The organism is Paenarthrobacter sp. NyZ202 (genome assembly GCF_049860755.1).
Lineage (GTDB): Bacteria > Actinomycetota > Actinomycetes > Actinomycetales > Micrococcaceae > Arthrobacter.
In genome coordinates, this window is sequence record NZ_CP187556.1 from 2071653 (window position 1) to 2094015 (window position 22363).

Consider the following 22363-nt stretch of genomic DNA (forward strand, 5'->3'; position numbering starts at 1 on the left):
TTCATTTGCTCCTTAGGTAGGTGAGGGCTTGTTGGGTCCACTGGTTTTCGAGGTGGATGGTGTCTGTTTCGGTGTCTTGCCAGGGGAGCCAGTGTTCGATGATTTGGTTGATGTTTCTGGTTTTGGGTTGGATCTTTTCGATCATGTAGTTGTAGTCGAGGAGGCCTTGGCCGAGGGGTGCGCCGGTGTATGTGAATCCGACCCATCCCTGTTTGCGGCTGAACGCGAAGTCTTTGATGTGCATGTTCAGGACGTAGGGTGCGACGGCGTCAATTACCTGCCGGGGCATCTCCAGTGCGGCGACGGTGTTGGCGGGGTCGCTGCAGATTCCGAGGTACGGGTTGTTGATCCGTTTGACGACCGCGAGGATCCGTTCGGTGGGTACTTGTTCGTAGGTTTCGACGGCGATCCGCACTCCGGCTGCCTCGAATTCGGGGAGGACTTCGGTGAAGATCGCCACGGCTTCGTCGTTGTCCGGGGTGTGGCCGGGGACGTTGAACATGGTCCGGAGGAGGTCTGAACCGAGCACTTGCGCGATGTGCAGGAACTTGCGGAGGTGTTCGGGGTGGATGCCTTTGGTCCCGACTTCCAGGGTGATGCCCAGTTCGTCTGCCGTCGTGCGGACGGCGGCGAGGTCGGCGTCGTTCATGTCTTCCAGGGGTGCGTAGTCGCAGATCTGGAAGAGGTCCACACCCAGGTCCGCGGCCTTCCGGAGGGCGTCGTGGATGCTCAGGGGGTTGCTGACCTGGTCGGAGAGTTGCCAGAAGAAGGCGTAGCTGCTCAAACCAATTCGACTCTGGCCGATGCTGCCTTGAGCGGTTTTGTTCATGCTGCCACTTTCTGTTTGGCCAGGCGTGTAGCGGTTTCGTCGAGGATGGTTTTCAGCGCTGCGGGGTCGTGTGCGAAGCGGCCCAGGAACAAACCGGCGACGGCGGTGTCGAGTTCCGTGATCAGGCCAGGTCCGGCGCTGCCGCCGTAGATGACGCGGCTGTTTTCCTGGCCGGGCAACGAACGCAGGTGCGCGTCGAGGCCACGGATCACGGCGCTGATGTACTCGGGGGTGGCTGGTTCGGGTGCGCCGATGGCCCATTGCGGTTCATAGGCGATGATGGTGCGTGTGGTGGGGCCGAGGGATCCGGCGCGGTTGAGAGCGGCGTCGATTTCGGCGGTGCACTGGGCGATGGCTTCCTCGGGGGAACCTGCAGTCAGTTCGCCGACGCAGAGCACCGGGGTGAGGCCGTTGCGGTAGGCGGCGGCGGTTTTCAGGCCGATGATGCGGTGGTCTTCGCCGAAGATCCGGCGTCGTTCGGCGTGGCCGACTTCGACGTAACGTCCGCCGATTTCGTTGATGAGTTTGCCGCTGTATTCGCCGGTGTAGGGGCCTTCGTCTTCCCAGAAGATGTCTTGGGCCCCGCTGGCTGCGGGACTGGTTTCGAGGATCGCTTGTGCTGGGACCAGTGTGGGTGCGCTGGGCAGGATGAACAGTTCGATGTCTCCGTTGAGTACTGCCGGGTGTTTCGATGCCAGGTCTGCGACGGCTTCGCAGTAGTCGATGGTGCGGCGGTAGCCGAAGTACATTTTCAGGCTTACGCCGATCACCGCCTTGGCGGGAGCAGGGTTAGCAGGATGTGACACCTTCGTAGTCCTTAATCAGTGTGACTTTCTCTGCCGAGGCGGAGCTTTCGTCGAAGGTGTAGGTGAGCCATTCCTTGGCCAGGCGGCGGGCGAGTTCGAGGCCGATGACGCGTTGTCCCATGGTGAGGATCTGGGCGTTGTTGGAGAGGATGGAGCGTTCCACGGAGAAGGAGTCGTGGGCGGTGACGGCGCGGATGCCGGGGACTTTGTTCGCTGCGATTGCTACGCCGAGTCCGGTGCCGCAGACCAGCAGGGCACGGTCGGCGTTGCCGGCGGCGACGAGTTCGGCGGCGGCGATGGCCACGGACGGGTAGGGGGTGTGGGAGGTTGCGTCGACCCCGACGTCGGTCACGGACTCGACCAGCGGGTTCGCTTCCAGGTCTGCTTTGAGGGCTTCCTTGTATTCGAATCCGGCGTCGTCCGATCCGATGACCAGGCGCAGTTTGGTGCTCATGCGTTCTCCTTAACAGTGTTCTTAGTGGTGGTTTCACCAATGAGTGTGTTGTGGATGGCCCGGACGATCAGTGCCATGGAGATGGCGCCGGCGTCGGGGGTTCCCAGGCTCTTTTCCGCGTGCGGGCGTGCGCGGCCCATGAGGGGCAGCAGGTTCGCGGTGGCTTCGGCGGATTGTTCGGCGATGGTCGCGGCAGTGCCCCACGCGTCCCGGAGGGAGCCGCCGTTGTTCACTGCCGTGGTGAGTGCGTCGCTGAAGGGGGACAGCACGTCCACCAGGGTCTTGTCCCCGACTTTGGCTTTGCCGAAGTCCATGATGGAGCGCTTCGCTTCGGCCACACCGGCGGCAACGGCGGCGGCGTTCGGTGCATCGGTGTCGCCGACGGCGGCGCCGACCGCGCGCAGGGCCATGCCCCACAGGGCACCCGAGGTGCCACCGGCCTTATCGGCCCAGGCGTCGGCGGCCAGGTTCAGCACGGTCCCGGCGCCGGCACCGCGTTCGACGGCGTCTGCCGCGGCAGCGGTGGCGGCGTGGATGCCGCGTTCCATGCCGATGCCGTGGTCACCGTCGCCGGCGATCGCGTCGATCCTGCCCAGTTCGGCCACGTTCGCGTCGATCACGGCCTTGGCTGCGTCCAGGGCGGCCAGCACGGACTGGGCGGCGGAGCGGGATTCCTCCGCGGCCTCAGGGATCACGGCCAGCTGCTCAGCGTCGAAGGCGAGTTCCTCGGCGTCGAGCGCCTGGGCCGTCACTGCACCCCGGCGGAAAGCCGGGGCATCAGCCGGGGCCAGCCACAGTTCTTCGAGTTCGGCGTCGAGCCAGAACAAGGTCAGGGAGGTGCCGGCCATGTCGAAGCTGGTCACCAGCTCGCCGACCTGCGGGTCCACCGACTCGATCCCTGCTTCCGCCAACAGCTGGGCCACGCGGCGGTAAACCACAAAAAGTTCTTCGTACTTCACGCTGCCCAGACCGTTGAGGATCGGCACCACCCGGGCGCCCTGGACGCTGACGCCGTCCGGGACCTCGGCCAGCAGGTCCGCCACCAGCAGCTCGGCGAGCTCATCCGCCGTCGGGATGTCCGTCTCGCCGATCCCGGGTTCGCCGTGGATGCCCATGCCTACCGCCATACGCCCCGCCGGAACGGAGAACAGCGGTTCGGGGGCCCCGGGTAGGGTGCAGCCGCTGAACGCGACACCGAAGGAACGGGTCCGGTCGTTGGCGCGCTGGGCGATTTCCACCACCGAGTCCATCGAATGGCCGGCCTCGGCAGCCGCGGCGGCGACCTTGAACACGGTCAGGTCACCGGCAATCCCGCGGCGCTTGTGCTTCTCCGCCAACGGTGCCGAGGAGATATCGTCCGTGACGGCGATGCTGCGGCAATCGATGCCCTCGGCCCGGAGCTTGTCCTGGGCCTGGGTGAAATGCAGGACGTCGCCGGCGTAGTTGCCATACCCCAGCAACACGCCGGCACCGTTGGAAGCAGCCTTGGCCACGTTATAGACCTGCTGCGCGGACGGGGAAGCGAACAGGTTCCCCATCGCCGCGCCGTGGGCCAGGCCCTGGCCCACCAAACCAGCGAACGCCGGGTAGTGCCCCGACCCGCCGCCGATCACCAAGGCGACCGTGTCCGGCGTCGAACGCGTGCTCCGGGCCACCCCGCCATTGACGCGGCGGACCCAACGGCCGTGCGATGCGACGAAACCATCGATCATCTCGTCAGCAAAAGCAGCAGGTTCATTAAACAAACGAGTCATAAAAAACAGGCCTCCAAAAGACCACCAACAGCCCACAATGGCCGCGGCAAATAAGAGCAAAGGCTTGAGGCCCACGCTGGTCCTCTTGGGTTCAAGTATGTGTGCGGCGTGATTTCATGTCAACCGGTTGACCAATATTTCAACACGCACTTATCGATGGGACAACCGGTTGTATCCTTACACCATGCCCGCATACCCCGGTAACACCGCTGCCAAGATGAGCGAAGCCCTCAGCGCATTGCCTAGCGAAAGTAACGTCACGCAGGTCGCGCGTCGTTTTCTTGAGTATTTTGCCAGCGGAGAGATTGAGCCCGGGACGCGACTGCCCCCCGAACGGGCCCTCGCTGCATCGCTTGGAATCGGCCGCTCCGCGGTGCGAGAGGCCTTAGCCGCTCTGGAGATCATGGGCATCGTAGTAGTGAAGCCTGGTTCGGGAACATACTTGCGTGGAATGGATTCCGAACTTTTGCCACAGACCCTAAGCTGGGGCCTCATGTTGGGTGAGCCCAAGACCAGGGAGCTGATTGAGATCAGGCGTCTGCTGGAGTGTGAAGCTGCTCGGCTTTGTGCAACGCAGATCGATGCTGAGGGCGTTGATCGACTCGCGGGCCACCTTGCCGTGATGAAGGAGAGCCTTGATGATTTGGAGGCTTTCGTCGATGCGGACCTCCACTTCCACCTCGAGATAGCAACGGCGGCAGGCAATACAGTGCTGCTGGAACTCCTGCAAAGTATTCGATCGCTTTTGAGGGTGTGGGTGGACAGGGCGCTTCACGACAAGAGTGGAGGCGTCTTAGCGCTCAGGGAGCACGCCAAGGTCTTTGCTGCAATCAAAAAGGGCGATGCGGATGGGGCTGCAGCTGCGATGGCCGCCCACATGGAGACTGCTGGCGGTCGCCTTATCAAGACGTTTGACGAGTAGTCTTCGTGGATTCCTTAGGGCGAGACTGGGATAACGGTAGCGCGGTTCCAATACACGGCCAACTCTAGTGTTGGTCAACCGGTTGATGTATTCTGGCTTGTGACTGCTGCAGTGAATGGACAACCTCCTCAGCCGGCCTGACGGATTCGGGCGCCCTCATGAAGCACCAGTGAACTATCCACAGTCGCACCAAAGGACCCCATGAGTCACTCATCTTTCGTTTCCCCGAATACCGGGCGCCCGGTCAGGGCCGTTCTCTTCGACACTTTTGGGACGGTGGTGGACTGGCGCTCCGGTATTGCGCAACAGGTTGATGCCTTCGCCGCGGAACGCAACCTTCCGTTGAATGGACTTGCCTTCGCTGACACTTGGCGCGGTGGCTACTACCCGGCCATGGCAAAGATCAAGTCGGGAGAGCGCGACTATACGCCGCTTGATGTTCTTCATCGCGAGAACCTCGAAAATGCTTTCAGCGCACATGGCGTAGACCCCAAAAGCATTTCCGCGGGCGACGTTGACAGACTCAACCATGCTTGGGAACACCTGCCTGGCTGGGATGACAGCATCGAAGGGTTGACCCGATTGAAGTCCAGGTACGTCGTCGGACCGCTTTCAAACGGTAATACGGCATTGCTCGTGAATATGGGGAAAAACGCCTCCCTGCCCTGGGACGTCGTGATTGGTCTTGACCTGCTGCGTACCTATAAGCCCAACCCTGATGCTTACCTGGGGGCCGCACGCCTGCTCCGACTTGAGCCGGGAGAGATCATGCTTGCTGCCGCCCACAACTACGATTTGAAGGCCGCCAGGGAAGCGGGCTTTGCAACAGGCTTCATCCTGCGAGCCACCGAGCATGGTCCGGATCAGACGACCGATCTGGAAGCTGCTGCTGACTGGGATATCTCTGTTTCCTCGATTATCGAACTGGCTGAGGAGCTCAAAGTTTGAAGTTGCCGCGTGGAAGGGGACAGTAACAGCGGGTCCCCTTCCGGCATGTCTATCGATGTGGATCAGTGTGCTTCGTGACCGCAGGATTCCCGAAGTGCGAGATCGTAACTGAAGTTGTTGATGCGAGCTACTGCTGCGGCATCTGCAAGAAGGACGCTGTCCACCGCATCTTTGGCGATGGCTGCGATCGGCTGCACGATCGATGTCAGGGACGGTATCGTGTATCGGGCCAGGTCAGTACCCTCAGAGGTGACTACTGCAACGTCATCCGGAACTCCAAGCCCAAGATCCTTGAATGCCCTGAGGGCGCCGGCGGCTTGCGCATCTGATCCGATCAGCAGCGCTGAGGGCCTGCGGCTACTGGTCAGCAGCCGGTGCGCGGCTTCGTGACCGCCCTTGCGGGTTATGGGGGCAGACGCTATCCAGGCGGCATTCGGCTGGATGCCGGCGTCCTCTAACGCCAGTGACCAGCCGCGGAGGCGCCTCTGCGATGCACGGAGCCTGATACTGCCTATGAAACCAATGTCTCTGTGTCCATGGGAGATCAAATGCTCGGTTGCCGACCGGGCACTGTCAATGGCGAATTCGGGACGGTCAATGACCACGACGCGAGTGCCTAAGCGCTCGAGTGAGGATAGATCTCTCTCGGGATCAACACTCATCAGAATGATGCCGTCAACACGACGTTCCGCTAGGCTCGCCAGTTGGGCATCTTCCCTTGCTGAGTCCAACTCCGACGTGGCGATGAGCAGCTGGAAGCCGAGTTCAAACGTGCGGGCGTTAAGTTCTTTAGTGATCTCGGAGTAATAAGGCAGTCCAATGTCGGGTAGAACCAGCCCCAAGGAGTTCGTCTTGCCTGTCTTTAGATATCTGGCGATCCCGTCGCGTCGGTATCCAAGTTCCTCAATGGCGGCCTCGATCCGGGTCCTCGCCTCTGCGGATACAGGGCGCGGGCCGTCGTTCAGCACGTACGAGACCAGACCTGGGGAGACGCCGGCCAGGCGGGCGACATCGTTTCTTGTTACTGCCATAAGCAGACCATAACCTACAGGTAGTCGATTTGGATTGGGATTAGCTGGGCTCACAAAAGCTCACCGCCTGGTTTGATGTGTCAAACCAGGCGGTGAGCTCTCGGAGTTCGGCGCTGAACTAATCCTGTGGCGTCCCAACGAATACGTCGCGCCATGAGTGCTGCGGGTTAAATCCCAGCACTCGTTTGGCTTTGTCGCTGGACATCAAGGACGTGTGGCCGTCAATCGCATGTTTGAGGGGCACATCCGGAAAACGTTCAGCCGCAAGTTCTGCTGATGGACGCCCCATGACGGAATCATCCGCGGCGATGTTGAAAGTGTCGAAGCCGGTCGAGTCCCACCGGAGTGCCTGCAAAACAGCTTGAGCACCATCCCGGTGGTCGATGTATGCCCAAAGATTCCAATCCCGGAGCTTGATATCGGCCTCGAAGGAGGGGAAGCGGTCGTAGTCCCGCTCGTCCATGACATTGGAGAGACGAAGTCCCACGATTTTGAGGGAAGGATCCCATCGGGTCAGTTCAATCGCCATGGTCTCTTCCAGGTGCTTGACCAGGGAGTAGACGGACTCCGGGCGCGATGGGTATTCCTCGTCCACCGGAAGGTACGGCGGATCGATTGCGAACGGAAGGCCCAGGAGGGTCTCGCTGGACGCATAGACGATATTCTTGATTCCGGCTCGGCGAGCAGCTTGGAAGACGTTGAAAGTTGCGGACATGTTGTTATGGAACGTTGCTGCGTCGCTGAGGTGTCCGGCCCCCGGAATGGCAGCCAGATGCACTAGTGCGTCGAACCCATCGTGCCGGGAATCAACGCCCAGGAGGGCGTCCACGGTTTGTCCGTAGTCCGTGAAGTCCACCTTGATGAAGCTGTCGCTCTTGACTGGTGGTGGCGTCACGTCGAGGCCGAATACTTCATATCCCTCGTTCGTGAGGAGTTCGACGACGGCGCGGCCCTGTTTGCCGGTGGCTCCGGTTACTGCGATGCGTTTCATTGCTTGCCTTTCTAGGTTCCGCCCCTGCGGGCGGAAGTAGGTTTAAAAGCCGACGACGGGATGCGGCCGATACGGGGACTCGAGGACTTTGACTTCGTCGTTATCCAAATTGACGTCGAGGGCGGCCAGCGCATCCTCGAGATGACGTGGTTTGCTCGCACCGATCAGGGGGGCCGTCACCCATGGGCGACTCAGCAGCCATGCGAGGGCTACTTGCGCCCGGGGAATGCCACGGGCAGCAGCAACGCGTCCTACGGCGTCAACCACCTCTTTGTCCCCTTCTTCATAGAGCTGGTCTCCGAACTGGTCGGTGCCGCTGCGTGCAGTCTCCGTACCCCACTCACGAGTCAGTCTTCCCCTGGCGAGGGGACTCCAAGGAATGACGCCGATCCCCTGATCCTCGCAAAGGGGGTACATTTCGCGTTCTTCTTCACGGTTGAGCAGGTTGTAGTGGTCCTGCATTGATACGAAGGGTGTCCAATTGTGCGCTTTTGCCGTGTAGAGCATCTTTGAGAACTCCCAAGCGAACATGGATGATGCCCCCAGGTATCGCACTTTTCCAGACTTGACCAAATCGTGAAGTGCTTCGAGGATTTCTTCGACTGGGGTGTGGTGGTCGAGGCGGTGTATTTGGTAGAGGTCGATGTAATCGGTGCCCAGTCGCCTGAGACTGTCCTCCACCGCGGTGAAGATAGCCTTGCGTGAGAGTCCACCCATGTTGGGTCCCGAGCCAAACGTTCCGTGGACCTTTGTTGCGACCACCAACTCTTCCCGGCGTCCATAGTCCCTCAGGGATTTTCCCAAGATCTCTTCACTGGTTCCGTCTGAATAGGTGTTGGCCGTATCGAAGAAATTGATACCAGCATCCAGCGCCTGCTTGATGATCGGCCTGCTGGCCGCCTCATCCATCGTCCACTTATGTGCCCCCAAGCCGGGCTCTCCGAAGCTCATGCAGCCCAGAGCAAGCCTGGATACTTGTAGGCCAGTATGTCCTAGACGAACGTATTGCATTCGTTTCCTTGTCTCGATAAGGAACCTGAGCGGCCACTCCACCGTGGTCGCAGCAAATTCACGCCGCAGGGCTTCGTCCCCCTGCCGGCCTATGTTCGCCCCACGGAGATGTTGGGGCGCCATTAATATTCTGCCCATCGCAACGAACTTGCGTCAACCGGTTGACCGAAAGTTCTCCTTTACTTCGCCGTCGGGTTCTGCAGGGAGGTTCGTTGAGCCTCTCTAGTGAGGCTCAATTTCCTCAAATAAACTCTTGCGCTCGTTGTCAACTCGTGTTGATAATGGATCACTCAACACGAGTTGAACATCACCCAATGGAGTGTAAATGTCCCGCATAGCCCAAGCCAGCGTCGTTGTCGTTGGTTCAGTGAACCAAGACATCGTCCTCACCGTACCGGCCATGCCGAAGGCTGGAGAGACCCAGCTGGCAACATCCAGCTTGACCGGTGGAGGGGGCAAGGGAGCGAATCAAGCTGTTGCAGCATCTCGAGCGGGGGCTCGGACGCAGTTCATCGGTTCGTTCGGTGCAGACACAGCATCTGCTGATCTTCGGACTCTCCTCGAGATGGAAAGTATCGAGGTCAGGGCGCATCACAGCAGTAAGCCCAGCGGGAGGGCGGTTGTCCTGGTCGACAGTGCTGGCGACAACAGCATCATCGTCGATCAAGGGGCGAACAGCGACCTCCCCGCGGACTTCATAGGCAAACAATTGAAAGATCTCAGGGCACACGATGTCCTGGTCGTCCAGTGTGAACTCGCCCAAGAGGCGATCGAGAAAGCACTGGCCGTCGGCAAGGAGCGCATGGCCACGGTGATATTGAACTTAGCTCCTTACCGCCACTTGAATGAGATGGTCCTGCGATGCGCAAGCATCATCGTGGTCAATGAAGCGGAGGCCGCGGCCCTTGCCGAACGGCAGCTGCCATTGATCGACGCCGGCGAGGTCGCGGCCAGCCTCTCGAACAGTCACGGCTGCACATTCGTGATCACCTTGGGCGGGAAAGGATGCGTTGTCGCCCAAGGGGAGGAGGTTAACGTCGTCCCCGCGATCCAAGTCGAGCGCGTAGTGGACACCACCGGCGCAGGAGATGCATTTGTAGGTGCTCTCGCGGCCGGCCTGTCGAAAGGAGCAGGATTGGCTCCATCAATCAAAGCCGCGACAGCGGCTGCTGCATACACCGTGACGTCCTTCGGCGCGCAGTCCTTCCCCATCGCCGGCGAACTCTCGGAATTGGCCCCAGGGCCTCTCAACTGAACAGATAACAAACCAAACCAACCAGTGCAACATACTCAACGTCGAGGAGGTTCCCCTTGAAAAGGAACAATTACCATGGCCGGCCGGAGCGCCGGAAGCCCTTGCTTATCGTCGCGGCCGCAGTCACGATCGGCTTGGCGATGAGCGGCTGCGGGAGTTCATCACCCTCGGGCGGCACCGCCAACCAGACAGTTGGGGGAGCCATCACCTATTCGTTCTGGGGCAACCCGGCACGGGCGGAAAAGGTAAATAAGGTCATCGGCCTTTTCCAGACGCAGGAACCCTCGGCCACCGTGACGCCCGAGGTCGCAGACTATAACTCCTACATTGAGCGGCTCACTGTGAGGGCCGCCGGTGGTCAGCTGCCGTGCGTCCTTGGCACACAGAGTACTTTCTACTCGACGTATGCCAGTAAGCACATCCTGATGCCTTTGGACGACCTCATCAAGAGCGGCCAAATCGACACGTCAAATATACCGCAGACGATTCTGGAAGCCGGGAAAGTCGACGGCAAGCAGTACATGATTCCTACGGGCACATTCTCGCGTCTCATGGGTTATAACGCGGATCTGGTCAAAGCGTCGGGGGTCAAGCCCCCCACTAATGACATGACGTGGAAAGAGTACGCTGACTGGCTCAAGGAGCTCCAACCGCACTTGCCTGCCGGCGTCAAGGCCTCGGAGATCGAGGGCCCGATCATGTTCAGCTTCACATCATGGGTGATTGCGCACGGGCAGGAAATGTTCAAGGAGGGCAAACTCGGCTTCAGTAAGGAACTGATGCAGGAATGGTTCCAGTACTGGATCGACCTTACAAAGGCGGGCGTAACGACGCCGCCGGCAAACATCCCGGACCAGACGGCAGTGCTGGAACTCAGCCCCATGGCGCTCGGCAACGCGGTTGCCGGAACCCGTGACATCCCGAACTTTGCCGTGATCCAAAAGACGTTGCAGGGTGCAAATAAGCCCTCCACCATTGAGCTGATCTCTCTGCCGGCAGAAGAATCCAACAAATCCGCCAACGTTCTCGGGGCAAATGGTCTCTCCATACCGGCCAATTGCAACAACGTTGCAACCGCGGCTTCCTTCATCAATTACTTCACCAACAGTCCCGAAGCGGCAACGGCTTTCCAGTCTGACAACGGAATCGTAACCAATACCAAATCCCAGGAATCGTTGGTCGGCAACAAGGACATTCCCGACGCAGTCAAGAAAAACATCAGCGTATTCCAGAAGCTCACAAGCACCAACGACCTGACAACCTCTACATACCCGGACGGGTACCAGTCGCTGGCTACCGAACTTAGCCGCCAGTACCAGGCCGCGGCATTTGGCCAGCTCTCCGTCGCAGATGCCGTGGACCAGTTTTTCAACAAAGCTGCAACAACACTTAAGTAGGAAAAAATGAGCACATCCACACCTGCGCGGGTGCTGACCGGGCCTCCCAAAACGCCACGGCGCACCAAACGGGGATCGCTGGGCCACCACAATCTGGCCGGGTATCTGTTCCTGACACCCTGGCTCATTGGATTCTTTGTCCTCATTGCTGGGCCAATGCTCTCATCGCTGTGGCTCTCATTCACGGATTACTCCATCCTTGGCACGCCGGAATGGGTAGGCATCGAGAACTTCGAAGTGATGTTCAGCAAAGATGTCCGGTTCTGGCACGCAATGGCAGTGACGTTGACGTACCTCTTCGTCTCGGTGCCATTGGTACAGATATTCGCACTATTCCTAGCCACCATGGTCAATAAGGGTCTGCGCGGCCTGAGCATCTATCGGGCGGTCTTCTACGTCCCGTCTCTCATTGGTGGAAGCGTGGCCATCGCTATCCTCTGGCGCTTTTTGTTCGACTCTCAGGGCCTGTTCAACGGTGCGCTGGGTGTCATCGGGATTCAAACTGATCATTCGTGGATCGGCGAACCAGGAACAGCGCTGAATACGCTGATCATTCTCAACGTGTGGCAGTTCGGCGCCGCGATGATCATCTACCTCGCAGGTCTTAAGCAGATCCCCGCCGAGCTGAACGAAGCCGCGATCATGGACGGAGCATCGCCGGTCAAGCGCTATTTTGCGATAACACTTCCAATGCTCAGCCCCATCATCTTCTTCAACGTTCTGATGAACATGGTCGGAGCGTTCCAAGCCTTCAACACGGCATACATCGTCAGCAACGGATCCGGTGGCCCAGCCGACTCCACCCTCTTTTACACCCTCTATCTCTACCAGCGAGGCTTTGTTGACTTCGACATGGGCTATGCCTCCGCCTTGGGATGGGTCCTCTTGATAATCGTCGCGGCTGCAGCAGGACTGCTCTTCCTCTTAGCCCGCCGATTCGTGTACTACGGAGACGAACGATGACAGCAACATTGACCCCACGGCAGTTCCAACGTTCCCCTGGGCGCCCGCGGCAGTACCGCGCCAACGGGCACACCCCCCGCGGGCGGTTCCTTCGACACTTGTTCCTGATCGCCATGGCGGTGGTGATGTTCTATCCATTAGCCTGGATGATCGGAGCATCCTTCAGATCCGATTCGCAGATCGCAGACCCCGGAATATGGCCCGGATCTGGATTCACCCTCGAAGGCTACGAAGCAGGTTTCAAAGGTGTGGCCGGAGTGGAATTCTGGCACTTTATCCTCAACTCGCTCGTGGTGGCAGCGCTGTGCGTCGTCGCAAACCTCATCGCCTGCTCACTGACTGCCTACGCGTTTGCCCGGATCGAATTCAGGCTCAAAAAGCTTTGGTTTGCGGTTATGATCGGAACCTTGCTTCTGCCTCACCACGTGATTTTGATCCCGCAGTACTTGCTGTTCAGGGATTTGGATTGGATTAACACCTACCTACCGTTCTTCGTCCCGAAACTCCTGGCAACAGACGCGTTCTTTGTTTTCCTTCTGGTCCAGTTCTTCCGGGCAATACCTCGGGAACTCGACGAAGCGGCTCGTATCGATGGCTGCGGACACTTCAAGATCTTCTTCAGGATCATGCTGCCCTTGGCAAAGCCAGCTCTAGCTACCACCGCCATCTTTACCTTTATCTACAGCTGGAACGACTTCTTCACTCCTCTGATCTACCTTTCCGATCCAAATCTCTACACCGTCCCATTGGCGCTTCGCGCGTTCATAGACACCACCTCAGGATCGGCTTTCGGAGCACTGTTTGCCATGTCGGTCGTGTCCTTGCTCCCAGTCCTTGGCGTTTTCATAGCTTTCCAAAAGCTTCTCGTCGAAGGAGTCGCCACAACAGGAATGAAGGGTTGAAATGAAAATCGTCCTAGCCAATGACCACGCAGGTTTCGCACTAAAAGCTGCCGTGATCAGAATCCTCCACGAGGCCGGCCATGAAGTCTTAGATGTCGGCACGCAAGATGACGCGCCAGTGGATTTTCCCTTGGTTACTCAGCGTCTGACCCGTGTGCTGCTGGGTGGGGAAGCCGATCGTGGTGTCCTGGTGTGCGGCACCGGTGTCGGAGCCTGCATCGCAGCGAACAAAGTTCCGGGCATTCGTGCGGCGGTCATCCACGACGTGTATTCCGCAGCTCAGTCAGTGGAGCACGACGACGTCAACGTCGCTTGTCTCGGCGCATGGATTGTCGGCCCGAAGGTCGCCGGAACGGCCTTGGAGGCCTTCACGAAGGCGAGGTTCAGCACCGACCCGGACTTCCGCCGTCGTGTGGCGCAGTTGGCAGACATGGAGAGAACTCATAACCCCCTTGCACAAGTAGCTACCAAGGCGGAATGAGGGAAACGCCATCACCTGAACGTACGCGATTCGCAGTCGCGTCCAACCAAAACCCTAACTAGGAAGGTATTACATCATGACACTGGATATTGCCAAAAAGAAGGAAATCCTCGCTACCGTCGAGAATCTACGCGTCACCGACATCCGTGATGGCATGGACTGGGTGGGGCTTCACCACTTCGGAACCATCGAACCGGAAATTCGGCCGTTATGGCGTGCAAAGGCCGCGGGATTTGCTAAGACTGCCCGGCACATACCCACCAATAGGCAGGTTCCGACCATGTCGCCCGACGACTACACGAAGTGGGCGTACGAGTACTGGTACGGGCAGGTCATGGCCAACGACTACCGGGACCTTGTTGATGACACTGCGTTTCTCGCCATCGATACCTGCAACACGCCCACCCCCGCCGTTGGGTCCATGGACAGCATGATTTTTGCCGCACTCGGAGCCAGGGGCGTGGTGACTAACGGTGGAACCCGGGACTCGGACGAAACACTCGAGCAGAAAGCCATTCCGATCTGGTCGCGTTGGATCTGCCAGCCCATGTATCAGGGACGGGTGGAGTGGGGAGGGCACAGCATGCCGGTGGAGATCGGAGGGCAACGGGTGAATCCTGACGATCTCATCGTCGCTGATGGGGACGGTGTCATCGTGGTGCCTCAGGACGTGATCGAGGACGTTCTCAAATACGCAATCCAGGAATCCGAGAACGACAAAATCGCCCGTGGTCATCTCTTCGATGCCTTGGGGATTCCGCGCAATGAAACCACGGAGTCCAAGTTCGATGTTCCGCCGCACCCTTATGAGCTCAACCGTGAAGCAATAGAGCTGCGCATTAAGCGAAAGTTCTAGGCGATGGGCGGTGGAAGGCAACCCTTCCACCGCTCTCCGTCGCTCCGCCGTACCTACCGAGAACAAGGTGACAATCAATTGCCCGTTACGAGAAACGACGTTGCAGCGGCGGCGGGTGTGTCTCCGAGTGTTGTGTCATATGTGCTCAACGGGGGACCTCGCCCAGTGTCAGTTGCAGCGCGTCAGCGTGTCCTCGATGCTGTGTCGCTGCTTGGCTATCGTCCAAACGGGTTGGCAAGGTCGCTTAAGACAGGCCAGACAAATACTCTGGGTCTGATCCTTCCTGACGCCTCGAACCCGTTCTTTGCCGAGCTGGCGCGGGGGATTGAAGACCGCGCATACGAGGCGGGAAAATCCGTGCTGGTTTGCAATAGCGCCGATGACACGGTGCGGGAGCGCTTTTATCTTGAAACGCTTGTGGAGAAACGAGTCGACGGGATAATTCTCGTCAGTGCTTCTTGGGACGAGGATCTGAGCGATGTTCTGAGCAGGAAGGTTCCCGTGGTCACGATGGATCGATACCGCGCAGAGAGCCAAGTATCAACAGTTCTCTTCGATAACGAGCACGCAGGTTATGAGGTGACTCGACACTTACTCGGCCACGGTCACCGGCGCTTGGCCCTGATAAGCGGGCCGCGGACTGCGCCAGTTTCGAGTGAACGCCTTGAGGGATGCCGCCAAGCCATGGGACCGGGGGCGGAAGCATTGCTAGTCGTACACGATACCGCTTTTTCCTTGGCCGGCGGATACAGAGCTGCGGAGTCGTTGCTGTCTGGCACGGATACTCCTACGGCGATCGTCTGCTCCTCGGATGTCCAAGCTATCGGTGCTTCGGCCGCACTGCGCAATCATGGAATGCGAATTCCCGAAGATGTGGCTCTGGGTTCTATTGACGGCACTGCACTGGCGGAATACAGCTCTCCATCCTTGACTGCCGTAGCCCAACCAATCGCCAGGATGGCCGATCTTGCCGTGCAGTCCGTGCTCGGGCGTGAAGCAAAAGCGCATCACACACTGAAGGGGATGCTTCTCATAGGGAAGAGCTGTGGATGCCAGCCAGGCCCTCGCCCAACCCATGTTCCGTCCAGTGTTTAAGACTCGCATCGGATGCGCCGTAGCTGCCGTTGATCGCCGCTGACCAGTGGACTATGATCAAATCAACCGGTTGACCAAAATTTGCCGAGGTGACCAGTCATAGAACGGCTGGGGTATGTCAATCTGCCTGTTAGCTAGCAACTTATCGTCAACCGTCCTATCAATCTTTTTGGAGTATCCCTCGTGCCACGATCGCTGACCAGCGGACGCCCTTGGCGTGTCATCACGATCTTCGCTTTACCCCTGCTCGTTGGGAACGTTGTCCAACAGCTGTACCACTTTACTGATGCGGCCGTTGTTGGACGGTTACTGGGCGTGAGTTCTCTAGCGGCAGTTGGGTCTACTACAAGTTTCATTTTTGTCGTGATTGGCTTTTCCTGGGGTATGGCAACTGGCTTTGCGATTCCCACAGCCCGTTCGTTCGGGGCAAATGATCCCCGAGCCATGCAGAGGTCCGTAGCGACGGGTTCCTTGCTCACCCTCGTAGCCAGTTTGATCCTGACTCTGGCAGGAGCACTATTGGCGAGGCCAGCGCTGGACTTGCTGCAAACTCCGTCTGACCTGATCGAACAGGCTTCGACGTTCGCAGAGGTCACCCTGCTGGGCTCGGCCGCTACCATGTTCTTCAACTATGTCACCGCCATCATCCGCGCTACGGGCGACTCGAAAACGCCTTTGGTGTTTTTGATCCTGTCTTGTCTCCTCAATGCTGGTTTTGTTGTTTTGTTTGTGGGGCCCTTGCGAATGGGGGTGGCAGGGGCGGCGCTGGCTACAGTAGCTGCACAGGCGATCACGGTTGTCATGTGCATCGAATTCATTCGACGTCGGATTCCCGCACTCCATCTGAGCAGGGCCGTTCTGCGACCGGACGCAGCGAGCCTTCGTGAGCACATTCGCCTGGGGCTGCCGATGGGCTTTCAGATGGCCATCATCTCGGCAGGCAGTTTAGCGGTGCAGTTCCGCCTCAACGAACTCGGATCTGTTTCCGTCGCTTCATACACAAGCGCCTACAGAGTTGACAGCTTCGCTGTCGCCCTCCTGATGTCACTGGGGTTGGCGGTCTCCGTTTTTGTGGCCCAGAACCATGGAGCGCATCGTTTAGACCGCATCCGCTCAGGGGTTCTTCATGCACTTTATGTAGCTACAGCTTCTTCTGTGATTCTGGGCATACTTCTGGTGGTGGCAGGGCCCTTTATTATTCGCATCTTTATCGGCGACGAATCCGCTGCAGTCGTTGAACTCGCCATGAGCGGCCTTACGTTAAATAGCTGTTTGTACACAGTGCTGGGAGTGCTGTTTGTCCTCCGAGGTGCGCTCCAAGGACTTGGTTACACGCTTATTCCGACCGTTACCGGCGCGGTTGAGCTCGGGGCCCGCATTGCTACGGCCTTGTGGCTTGCGCCAGCCTTCGGCTATGGCGGAATCATTTGGGGGACGCCGCTGGCATGGATTGCTGCCGTCGTCATTTTGGTTCCAACTTACTTGGTGGCCCGGAAGCGGTTGATTTCAGTTCCGCCAATCGCGATCGACGCGACCGACAACTCGTCTCAACCGCGTCCTGAGCCACTCCCGATCTATGAGAGGGATGTCCAATGATGCTCCCGAAGCCCCGCATGATTCCCGGGGATGGCGTCCCGAGCCTGCGCTGGGGCGTCATCGGAACAGGCATCGCTAAGCGTTTTGTACGGGCAGTTAGGTCTCATACGTCACAGAGAATTACTGCTGTGGCTGCGCGCGACCTGCCCAGGACCAGGAATTTCGCCGTAGAGCACGGCATAGAGACGGTTCACCATCCACCCTCAGCCCTCATCTCAGACCCGGCTGTTGATGTTGTATATGTTGCTACACCACACTCTCTGCATTGTGATCTCGCTCTTGAGGCCATCGCTGCCGGCAAGCATGTCCTCATTGAGAAGCCAATTGCAATGTCTGCAGAGGAGGCGAGGCGGATCACGGCCGTTGGGCGTGCGTCCAACGTCTTAGTCATGGAGGCGATGTGGACGCGCTATCTGCCTCAGTCGGACATCATCCGTCAGGTTTTGGGCAGCGGGGCCTTGGGGGAGATTCATAGGGTCACAGCAGCTTTTGGATTCCGGGCCCCGACGGCGTCGGATCACCGCCTGTGGAATCCACAATTGGGCGGGGGTGCCCTTTTGGACGCCGGAATCTACCCGGTATCGTTCGCATCGTCAATCCTCGGTACACCATGTTCCATCAGTGCATTGGGCGCAGTCGCGCCAACGGGAGTGGATGAGCGAGCGGACATGCTGCTAAGTCACGTCGGTGGAGCCTCCGCCCTTCTCTCCACGTCTCTCAGATCTGTTCTGCCCGGTGGGGCCAGCATCGTTGGGAGCCAGGGCCGCGTTGAAGTAGGCAGTCCATTCTGGGGACCGTCGTCCGTCAGCTTTATCAGTGGAGGACTCTTCAATGAACGAAAGTTGGAGTGGCATGATGATCGGCATCCCACCCTCCACGAATCCCTCTGCTACCAAGCCACAGCATTTGCGGCGTATGTTGCTGAGGGGCGGGTAGAGTCCCCGCTGCATCCACACGAAGAGGTGATTTCCATCATGGAAACTCTTGATGAAGCAAGACGGCAGGTCGCAACCCAGGATTCCGCAAGAGAATGCGAATATTAAAATGAAATTGCCTCATCAGCAGAAGGCAATGAGCTCTGTCATTCAGCGCACATAATTCTACGGCGCTCCTAACCACAATTCGGTCCATGTTCGCCCTAACGGGCAGTTGGAATGGTGAAGTTGCTGGATCTTAGTAGTATAGTTTTCTTGCTGAACCTAGACGTAAAATTGAGTACTTGGGGGTTGTGTTAGGTGTTATCTGAAATTCAAAAATATGAGGCGGGCCTGCCATTTTCTTTTTTGGATCCGGAGGTCGCCAAGATGAAGGAAGAGGCGCTGAGGTTGTGTAAGCAGTTCAACGACCTTGACACGGCTGACTTGGATGGGCAGGCCGCCGTTATCAAGCAGTTGTTCGGCGCCTGTGGTGACAGGGTCTTTATGCAGCCTCCATTCAACTGCGACGTCGGATCAAACATTGAGGTTGGTGAAGACTTCCTGACCAACTACAACGTGAAGATCCTGGATGTCGGTCGTGTCACCATCGGTGACTATTGCATGATTGGACCCAATACCGTCATCTCTACGGTGAATCATCCCTTGGATCCCTCCGAGCGCCGTAAGAAGATTTCGCTCGTCGAAGCTGTCACTATCGGCGACGACGTGTGGATTGGTGCAAACTGCACGATTCTTCCCGGCGTAACCATAGGCAGTAATGTCGTTATTGCGGCTGGAGCCGTTGTCACCAAGGATCTCCCGGGCAACTGCATCGCAGCCGGAGTTCCGGCTGCCGTAATCCGCGAGTTGCCGGGGAAGTTTCGCCCTTCCTTATGAGGCTTCGGGGCGGATCCTGTCTTTTCCGGATCGTCTGGGATTCCCCTGCCGGGCGGGTCCGGTTGTTCGTCGGACGATGAGTCGAGCCTCAGTGGCCAGCTCGGTTGGGGCTGCGCCAGGGTCCACGATCCGCTGTTGGATTGCAACCAACGTAGCCTCGGCGGTTGCCCGGACGTCGTGCCCGACCGTGGTGAGCTCGTTGTACGGAAGTGAGGCGACCGGGGTGTCGTCATACCCGGTGACGGACACCTCGCCCGGGACGTCCACGCCAGCGTTGCGGAAGACCGCCAAAACACCTTGAGCGCACTGATCGCTGCACGCTACTACTGCCGATGGAAGCGTGTCGCGCAAGAGCAAGGAATTGGCAGCCTTTGCACCGTCGTATTCGTCGAAGCCAACACGGATGACGTCTATGTGCCTGGCCAGTCCGTGGGCTTCCATGGCTGACCTATACATCTTTTCGCGATCCGGCCCTGCATTCCCACCCAGGCCGCCCACATAGGCGATGCGTACATGGCCCATGCCGGCCAGGTGGCCGACTAACAACAAAAGTCCCGCTTCGTCATCAGGCCGTATGACGTCGGCGCGTCGTTCGCGTGACCGCTCGCCGAGCCAAACGACGGGCATCATGTCCAGTGCTCGATCCAGAGCCGTGGAAGCAGGATCCGGGTTGAAGCATGCCAACGCTTCGATCCTGTGCCCCAGAAGTTGTGACAGCGCAACTTCTGTTGATCTCTGCTTGGTTGTGGGAGCGAGCATGACATCAAAACCGTGGCGTGGTGCGCTCTCCAGCAGGCATTCGACAACGCTCGCTTCAAAGGTGTTGCTGGCCGAATAGAGGAGTCCCATGAGGTTTGTTCTGCCTTGCCGCAGGAGCCGAGCGGAGGTGTTGGCTAGAAAGCCAAGTTCGTCCGCCGCGGCAAGTATGAGTTCGCGGGAAGCTTGGCTCGGTCCCGGCGCACCTCGCATCACCAGGGAGACCAGTTGGCGCGAAACGCCCGCTGCGATCGCAACGTCCTTCATGGTGGGCATCTTCCGGGAGCCTGCTGGGGCTGAGGGGCGGCTGCTGGGAGAAGGGGGTTTGGACACGTCTCAATCTTAGGCCGTGTCACCCACTCGCCACTTAGCCGTGCAGTGTGCTTTCGATTCTGTAATCTACGGGTCCATTGCCGATTGTTTCGAAATATGGGGTCTTGTGTCGAAACAGGCCGTCATGGACTCTGAACTTTGGCACGAGCTAACTGATAATTGTCACGTGCCAAACTTCCAACAGCCTCAGCTCTTCAACCCGAGAGGGAACCCGCCGAGGGCGGGTCAGCGGGCCAGCGGTGTGTCCGTTGGGTTAGAGCCAACAATCGCGATTGTGGGGGCAGGTCCCCGGGGGCTGTCCGTGCTGGAGAGAATCGCAGCTCACGTCTCTGCGGGACATCCGAGCGTGCCCGAGAGGCTGGAAATTCACCTAATAGACCCATACCCGCCGGCTGGCCGGGTGTGGCGGCTATCCCAGCAGGATCAGCTTCTGATGAACACAATCGCGGCCGACGCGACTCTCTATCTCGATGAATCGGTGAAGACCGACGGCCCAATTCATGATGGCCCGAGCCTGCTTGAGTGGGCAGCCGACTGGGACAGGCACGCCCGTTTGGGATATCTGGATGCGCAATTGGCGGAGGATGCGAGAAGTCTAGGGCCGACGTCGACAATCAAACGCCGCCTGTATGGCGCATATTTGTGGTGGGTTTTCGACGACGTGTGCGCACGCCTAAAAGAGCGCAACGTAGCGGTCCATTTCCATGGCTCATTGGCTCTCTCCGTCGTCCCGTCATCAACTGGGTGCGAAGTAGTCCGCCTCGCAGATGGCAAGACAATCCGAGCCGATTCGGTGGTTCTTGCCTTGGGGCACGGCGACAATGTGCCCGATCTGGAAGAAGCGAAAGCACAACGTGATGCACGGGACGGGAATTGGACCTACATAGGGCCAAGCAGTCCGAGTGAAACACGCTGGAGCGACCTCAGTCCGGGAGAACCAGTCATCGTTAGGGGCCTGGGGCTGAACTTTTTTGACGCGATGGCGTTGCTGACCGTTGGCAGGGGTGGATCTTTCGCGAGGCAGGTGGACAACAGCCTGATCTATCAGCCCTCGGGCCGGGAACCTGTCTTGTGGGTCGGTTCACGGCGCGGCGTGCCGTTCAAAGCCAAACCAGTGCTGGAGTGGCCGCGCGTCGTTCAGCAGCGACGGTATCCATCGCAGGAGGTTTTGGCGTCCTTCCGAAGGCCTTTCAATTTTCAGCGTGATGGATGGCCCTGGGTCCGAAAGGAGGCACTTTGGCAGTACTACAAGGCTCAGATTCCAGCAAGCCGTGTTTCCGATCTAGAGGATGTCTTCGACCTGGAGCCGGGTACCCAGTGTCCAGCTGACACAAGCCTCGATGTGGTTTTCGACGGCCTCGAACATCAGTATTCTCCTGAACTAGCAGGCGACCCCTTCAAAGGTCGCACTTTTTCAAGTCTTGAAGAGGTTGAGCAGGCCGTGCTCGCCTATATTCAAGAGGATCTTGATGAAGCGTTGGCAGGGGCCTCAAGTCCCCGCAAAGCCGCGGACGCTGCCATAGGAAACAGCCGTGCTTGGCTTGGCGGTCTCATGGAGTTTGACTCTCCCACCTGGGAATCGCGTGAAATTTATGAGCGCTGGTTTGCCTCTTATGCGAACTCGCTCGCAGGAGGACCGCCTTTGCTCAGGATTCAGCAGCTTCTTGCATTGGCCAAAGCGGGGATTGTTCGTTTCCTCCCCCCGGCCCTGGCGTTGCGGACTAGTGCTGCGGGCGCCGTTGTGACCAGTCCGGCATTGGAGGGTTGGCGAATGAGCGCGGGTGCCTTCGTTGAGACCAGGATCCATACGCCGTCACTCACTTTGGCACGCAATCCGTTGATTCGAACACTCTTGGGTGCCGGGCGCATTCGGCCGTACCGATTAAAGGGATCCCCGGAGATGGAAACGAATGGCCTGGAGGTAGAACCGGAAACCTTCCGCGTGGTCGATGCGCAGGGCAGGGTAAGCCCACATGTGTACGCATTGGGAATCCCCCTTGGGACGCATCTCGGAACAAGCTTCACAGCAATGGGCCGTTCCAACTCTGCATTCCTCAGGCAAACCGACTCGGTGGCCAGACTCGCGCTGACCGATACTTCCCGGCAACCAATAAGTTCACCACCGGTAATCAACTCGCTTCCCAACTCCGTTCGCTCCTGAAAGGGCAA

General features: G+C 58.7%; 21 protein-coding genes. 13 read left to right on the plus strand and 8 right to left on the minus strand.

The genetic code is table 11. From position 1 onward, the window contains the following. Window position 1 precedes the first annotated feature (1 nt). Genes ACPFL9_RS09570 through ACPFL9_RS09585 form a run of 4 tightly spaced genes read right to left on the minus strand, consistent with a single transcriptional unit; the run spans window position 2 to window position 3843 of the window. The gene (locus tag ACPFL9_RS09570) at window positions 2–829 is read right to left on the minus strand and encodes a sugar phosphate isomerase/epimerase family protein (RefSeq protein ID WP_426007297.1); all 828 of its coding nucleotides are present in this window, start codon (window positions 827–829) and stop codon (window positions 2–4) included. Beyond that, complete coding sequence (locus tag ACPFL9_RS09575; RefSeq protein ID WP_426007298.1) at window positions 826–1635, minus strand: triose-phosphate isomerase family protein; 810 nt, start codon at window positions 1633–1635, stop codon at window positions 826–828. The genes ACPFL9_RS09570 and ACPFL9_RS09575 overlap by 4 nt, the downstream gene beginning before the upstream one ends. Next, the gene (locus tag ACPFL9_RS09580) at window positions 1619–2089 is read right to left on the minus strand and encodes a ribose-5-phosphate isomerase (protein ID WP_426007240.1); all 471 of its coding nucleotides are present in this window, start codon (window positions 2087–2089) and stop codon (window positions 1619–1621) included. Before ACPFL9_RS09580 ends, ACPFL9_RS09575 begins: the two co-directional genes overlap by 17 nt. Then, a complete protein-coding gene (locus ACPFL9_RS09585) occupies window positions 2086–3843 on the minus strand; it encodes a dihydroxyacetone kinase family protein (protein WP_426007299.1) in 1758 nt (585 codons plus the stop codon). The genes ACPFL9_RS09580 and ACPFL9_RS09585 overlap by 4 nt, the downstream gene beginning before the upstream one ends. A gap of 184 nt (window positions 3844–4027) precedes the next feature. Here ACPFL9_RS09585 and ACPFL9_RS09590 point away from each other — a divergent pair, with 184 nt between their 5' ends. Both ACPFL9_RS09590 and ACPFL9_RS09595 read left to right on the plus strand, forming a co-directional pair. Continuing rightward, a complete protein-coding gene (locus ACPFL9_RS09590) occupies window positions 4028–4765 on the plus strand; it encodes a FadR/GntR family transcriptional regulator (RefSeq protein ID WP_426007301.1) in 738 nt (245 codons plus the stop codon). A 201-nt stretch (window positions 4766–4966) separates the two neighbouring features. Beyond that, window positions 4967–5713, plus strand: coding sequence for a haloacid dehalogenase type II (locus tag ACPFL9_RS09595; RefSeq protein WP_426007302.1), 747 nt, complete (start codon window positions 4967–4969; stop codon window positions 5711–5713). Between the two features lie 62 nt (window positions 5714–5775). On the opposite strand, the gene ACPFL9_RS09600 is transcribed toward ACPFL9_RS09595, so the two are convergent. From ACPFL9_RS09600 to ACPFL9_RS09610, 3 genes are all read right to left on the minus strand, one after another. Then, window positions 5776–6744: a LacI family DNA-binding transcriptional regulator gene (locus tag ACPFL9_RS09600; RefSeq protein WP_426007303.1), complete on the minus strand. Its 969-nt coding sequence runs from the start codon at window positions 6742–6744 to the stop codon at window positions 5776–5778. A 118-nt stretch (window positions 6745–6862) separates the two neighbouring features. Continuing rightward, the gene (locus ACPFL9_RS09605; RefSeq protein ID WP_426007304.1) at window positions 6863–7735 is read right to left on the minus strand and encodes an NAD-dependent epimerase/dehydratase family protein; all 873 of its coding nucleotides are present in this window, start codon (window positions 7733–7735) and stop codon (window positions 6863–6865) included. Window positions 7736–7777: 42 nt separating this feature from the next. Continuing rightward, window positions 7778–8746: an aldo/keto reductase gene (locus tag ACPFL9_RS09610; RefSeq protein ID WP_426007305.1), complete on the minus strand. Its 969-nt coding sequence runs from the start codon at window positions 8744–8746 to the stop codon at window positions 7778–7780. A gap of 325 nt (window positions 8747–9071) precedes the next feature. Between ACPFL9_RS09610 and ACPFL9_RS09615 the strand changes: the two genes are divergently transcribed. The 10 genes from ACPFL9_RS09615 to ACPFL9_RS09660 all read left to right on the plus strand — a co-directional run bounded on the left by ACPFL9_RS09615 (window position 9072) and on the right by ACPFL9_RS09660 (window position 19105). Then, the gene (locus tag ACPFL9_RS09615; protein ID WP_426007306.1) at window positions 9072–10001 is read left to right on the plus strand and encodes a ribokinase; all 930 of its coding nucleotides are present in this window, start codon (window positions 9072–9074) and stop codon (window positions 9999–10001) included. Between the two features lie 101 nt (window positions 10002–10102). Next, window positions 10103–11398 (plus strand): ABC transporter substrate-binding protein, encoded by a 1296-nt coding sequence (locus ACPFL9_RS09620; protein ID WP_426007307.1) that lies wholly within the window; start codon window positions 10103–10105, stop codon window positions 11396–11398. Window positions 11399–11404: 6 nt separating this feature from the next. After that, window positions 11405–12361, plus strand: coding sequence for a carbohydrate ABC transporter permease (locus ACPFL9_RS09625; protein WP_426007308.1), 957 nt, complete (start codon window positions 11405–11407; stop codon window positions 12359–12361). Between the two features lie 98 nt (window positions 12362–12459). Further along, entirely contained in the window at window positions 12460–13263 is an 804-nt protein-coding gene (locus ACPFL9_RS09630; protein WP_426007309.1) for a carbohydrate ABC transporter permease, read from the plus strand. 1 nt (window position 13264) lies between these two features. After that, the gene (locus tag ACPFL9_RS09635; protein WP_426007310.1) at window positions 13265–13744 is read left to right on the plus strand and encodes an RpiB/LacA/LacB family sugar-phosphate isomerase; all 480 of its coding nucleotides are present in this window, start codon (window positions 13265–13267) and stop codon (window positions 13742–13744) included. A 76-nt stretch (window positions 13745–13820) separates the two neighbouring features. Continuing rightward, on the plus strand, window positions 13821–14600 hold the full coding sequence (locus tag ACPFL9_RS09640; protein ID WP_426007312.1) for an RraA family protein: 780 nt from the start codon (window positions 13821–13823) through the stop codon (window positions 14598–14600). Between the two features lie 3 nt (window positions 14601–14603). Further along, complete coding sequence (locus ACPFL9_RS09645) at window positions 14604–15695, plus strand: LacI family DNA-binding transcriptional regulator (RefSeq protein WP_426007313.1); 1092 nt, start codon at window positions 14604–14606, stop codon at window positions 15693–15695. A 183-nt stretch (window positions 15696–15878) separates the two neighbouring features. Beyond that, window positions 15879–17291, plus strand: coding sequence for an MATE family efflux transporter (locus ACPFL9_RS09650; RefSeq protein ID WP_426007314.1), 1413 nt, complete (start codon window positions 15879–15881; stop codon window positions 17289–17291). A 17-nt stretch (window positions 17292–17308) separates the two neighbouring features. Next, window positions 17309–18334: a Gfo/Idh/MocA family protein gene (locus tag ACPFL9_RS09655; RefSeq protein ID WP_426007523.1), complete on the plus strand. Its 1026-nt coding sequence runs from the start codon at window positions 17309–17311 to the stop codon at window positions 18332–18334. A 192-nt stretch (window positions 18335–18526) separates the two neighbouring features. Beyond that, complete coding sequence (locus ACPFL9_RS09660) at window positions 18527–19105, plus strand: sugar O-acetyltransferase (RefSeq protein ID WP_426007315.1); 579 nt, start codon at window positions 18527–18529, stop codon at window positions 19103–19105. Here ACPFL9_RS09660 and ACPFL9_RS09665 read toward each other — a convergent pair. Continuing rightward, the gene (locus tag ACPFL9_RS09665; RefSeq protein WP_426007317.1) at window positions 19100–20137 is read right to left on the minus strand and encodes a LacI family DNA-binding transcriptional regulator; all 1038 of its coding nucleotides are present in this window, start codon (window positions 20135–20137) and stop codon (window positions 19100–19102) included. The genes ACPFL9_RS09660 and ACPFL9_RS09665 overlap by 6 nt on opposite strands. Before the next feature lie 181 nt (window positions 20138–20318). Between ACPFL9_RS09665 and ACPFL9_RS09670 the strand changes: the two genes are divergently transcribed. Next, window positions 20319–22355: an FAD/NAD(P)-binding protein gene (locus ACPFL9_RS09670; RefSeq protein WP_426007318.1), complete on the plus strand. Its 2037-nt coding sequence runs from the start codon at window positions 20319–20321 to the stop codon at window positions 22353–22355. Window positions 22356–22363 lie beyond the last annotated feature (8 nt).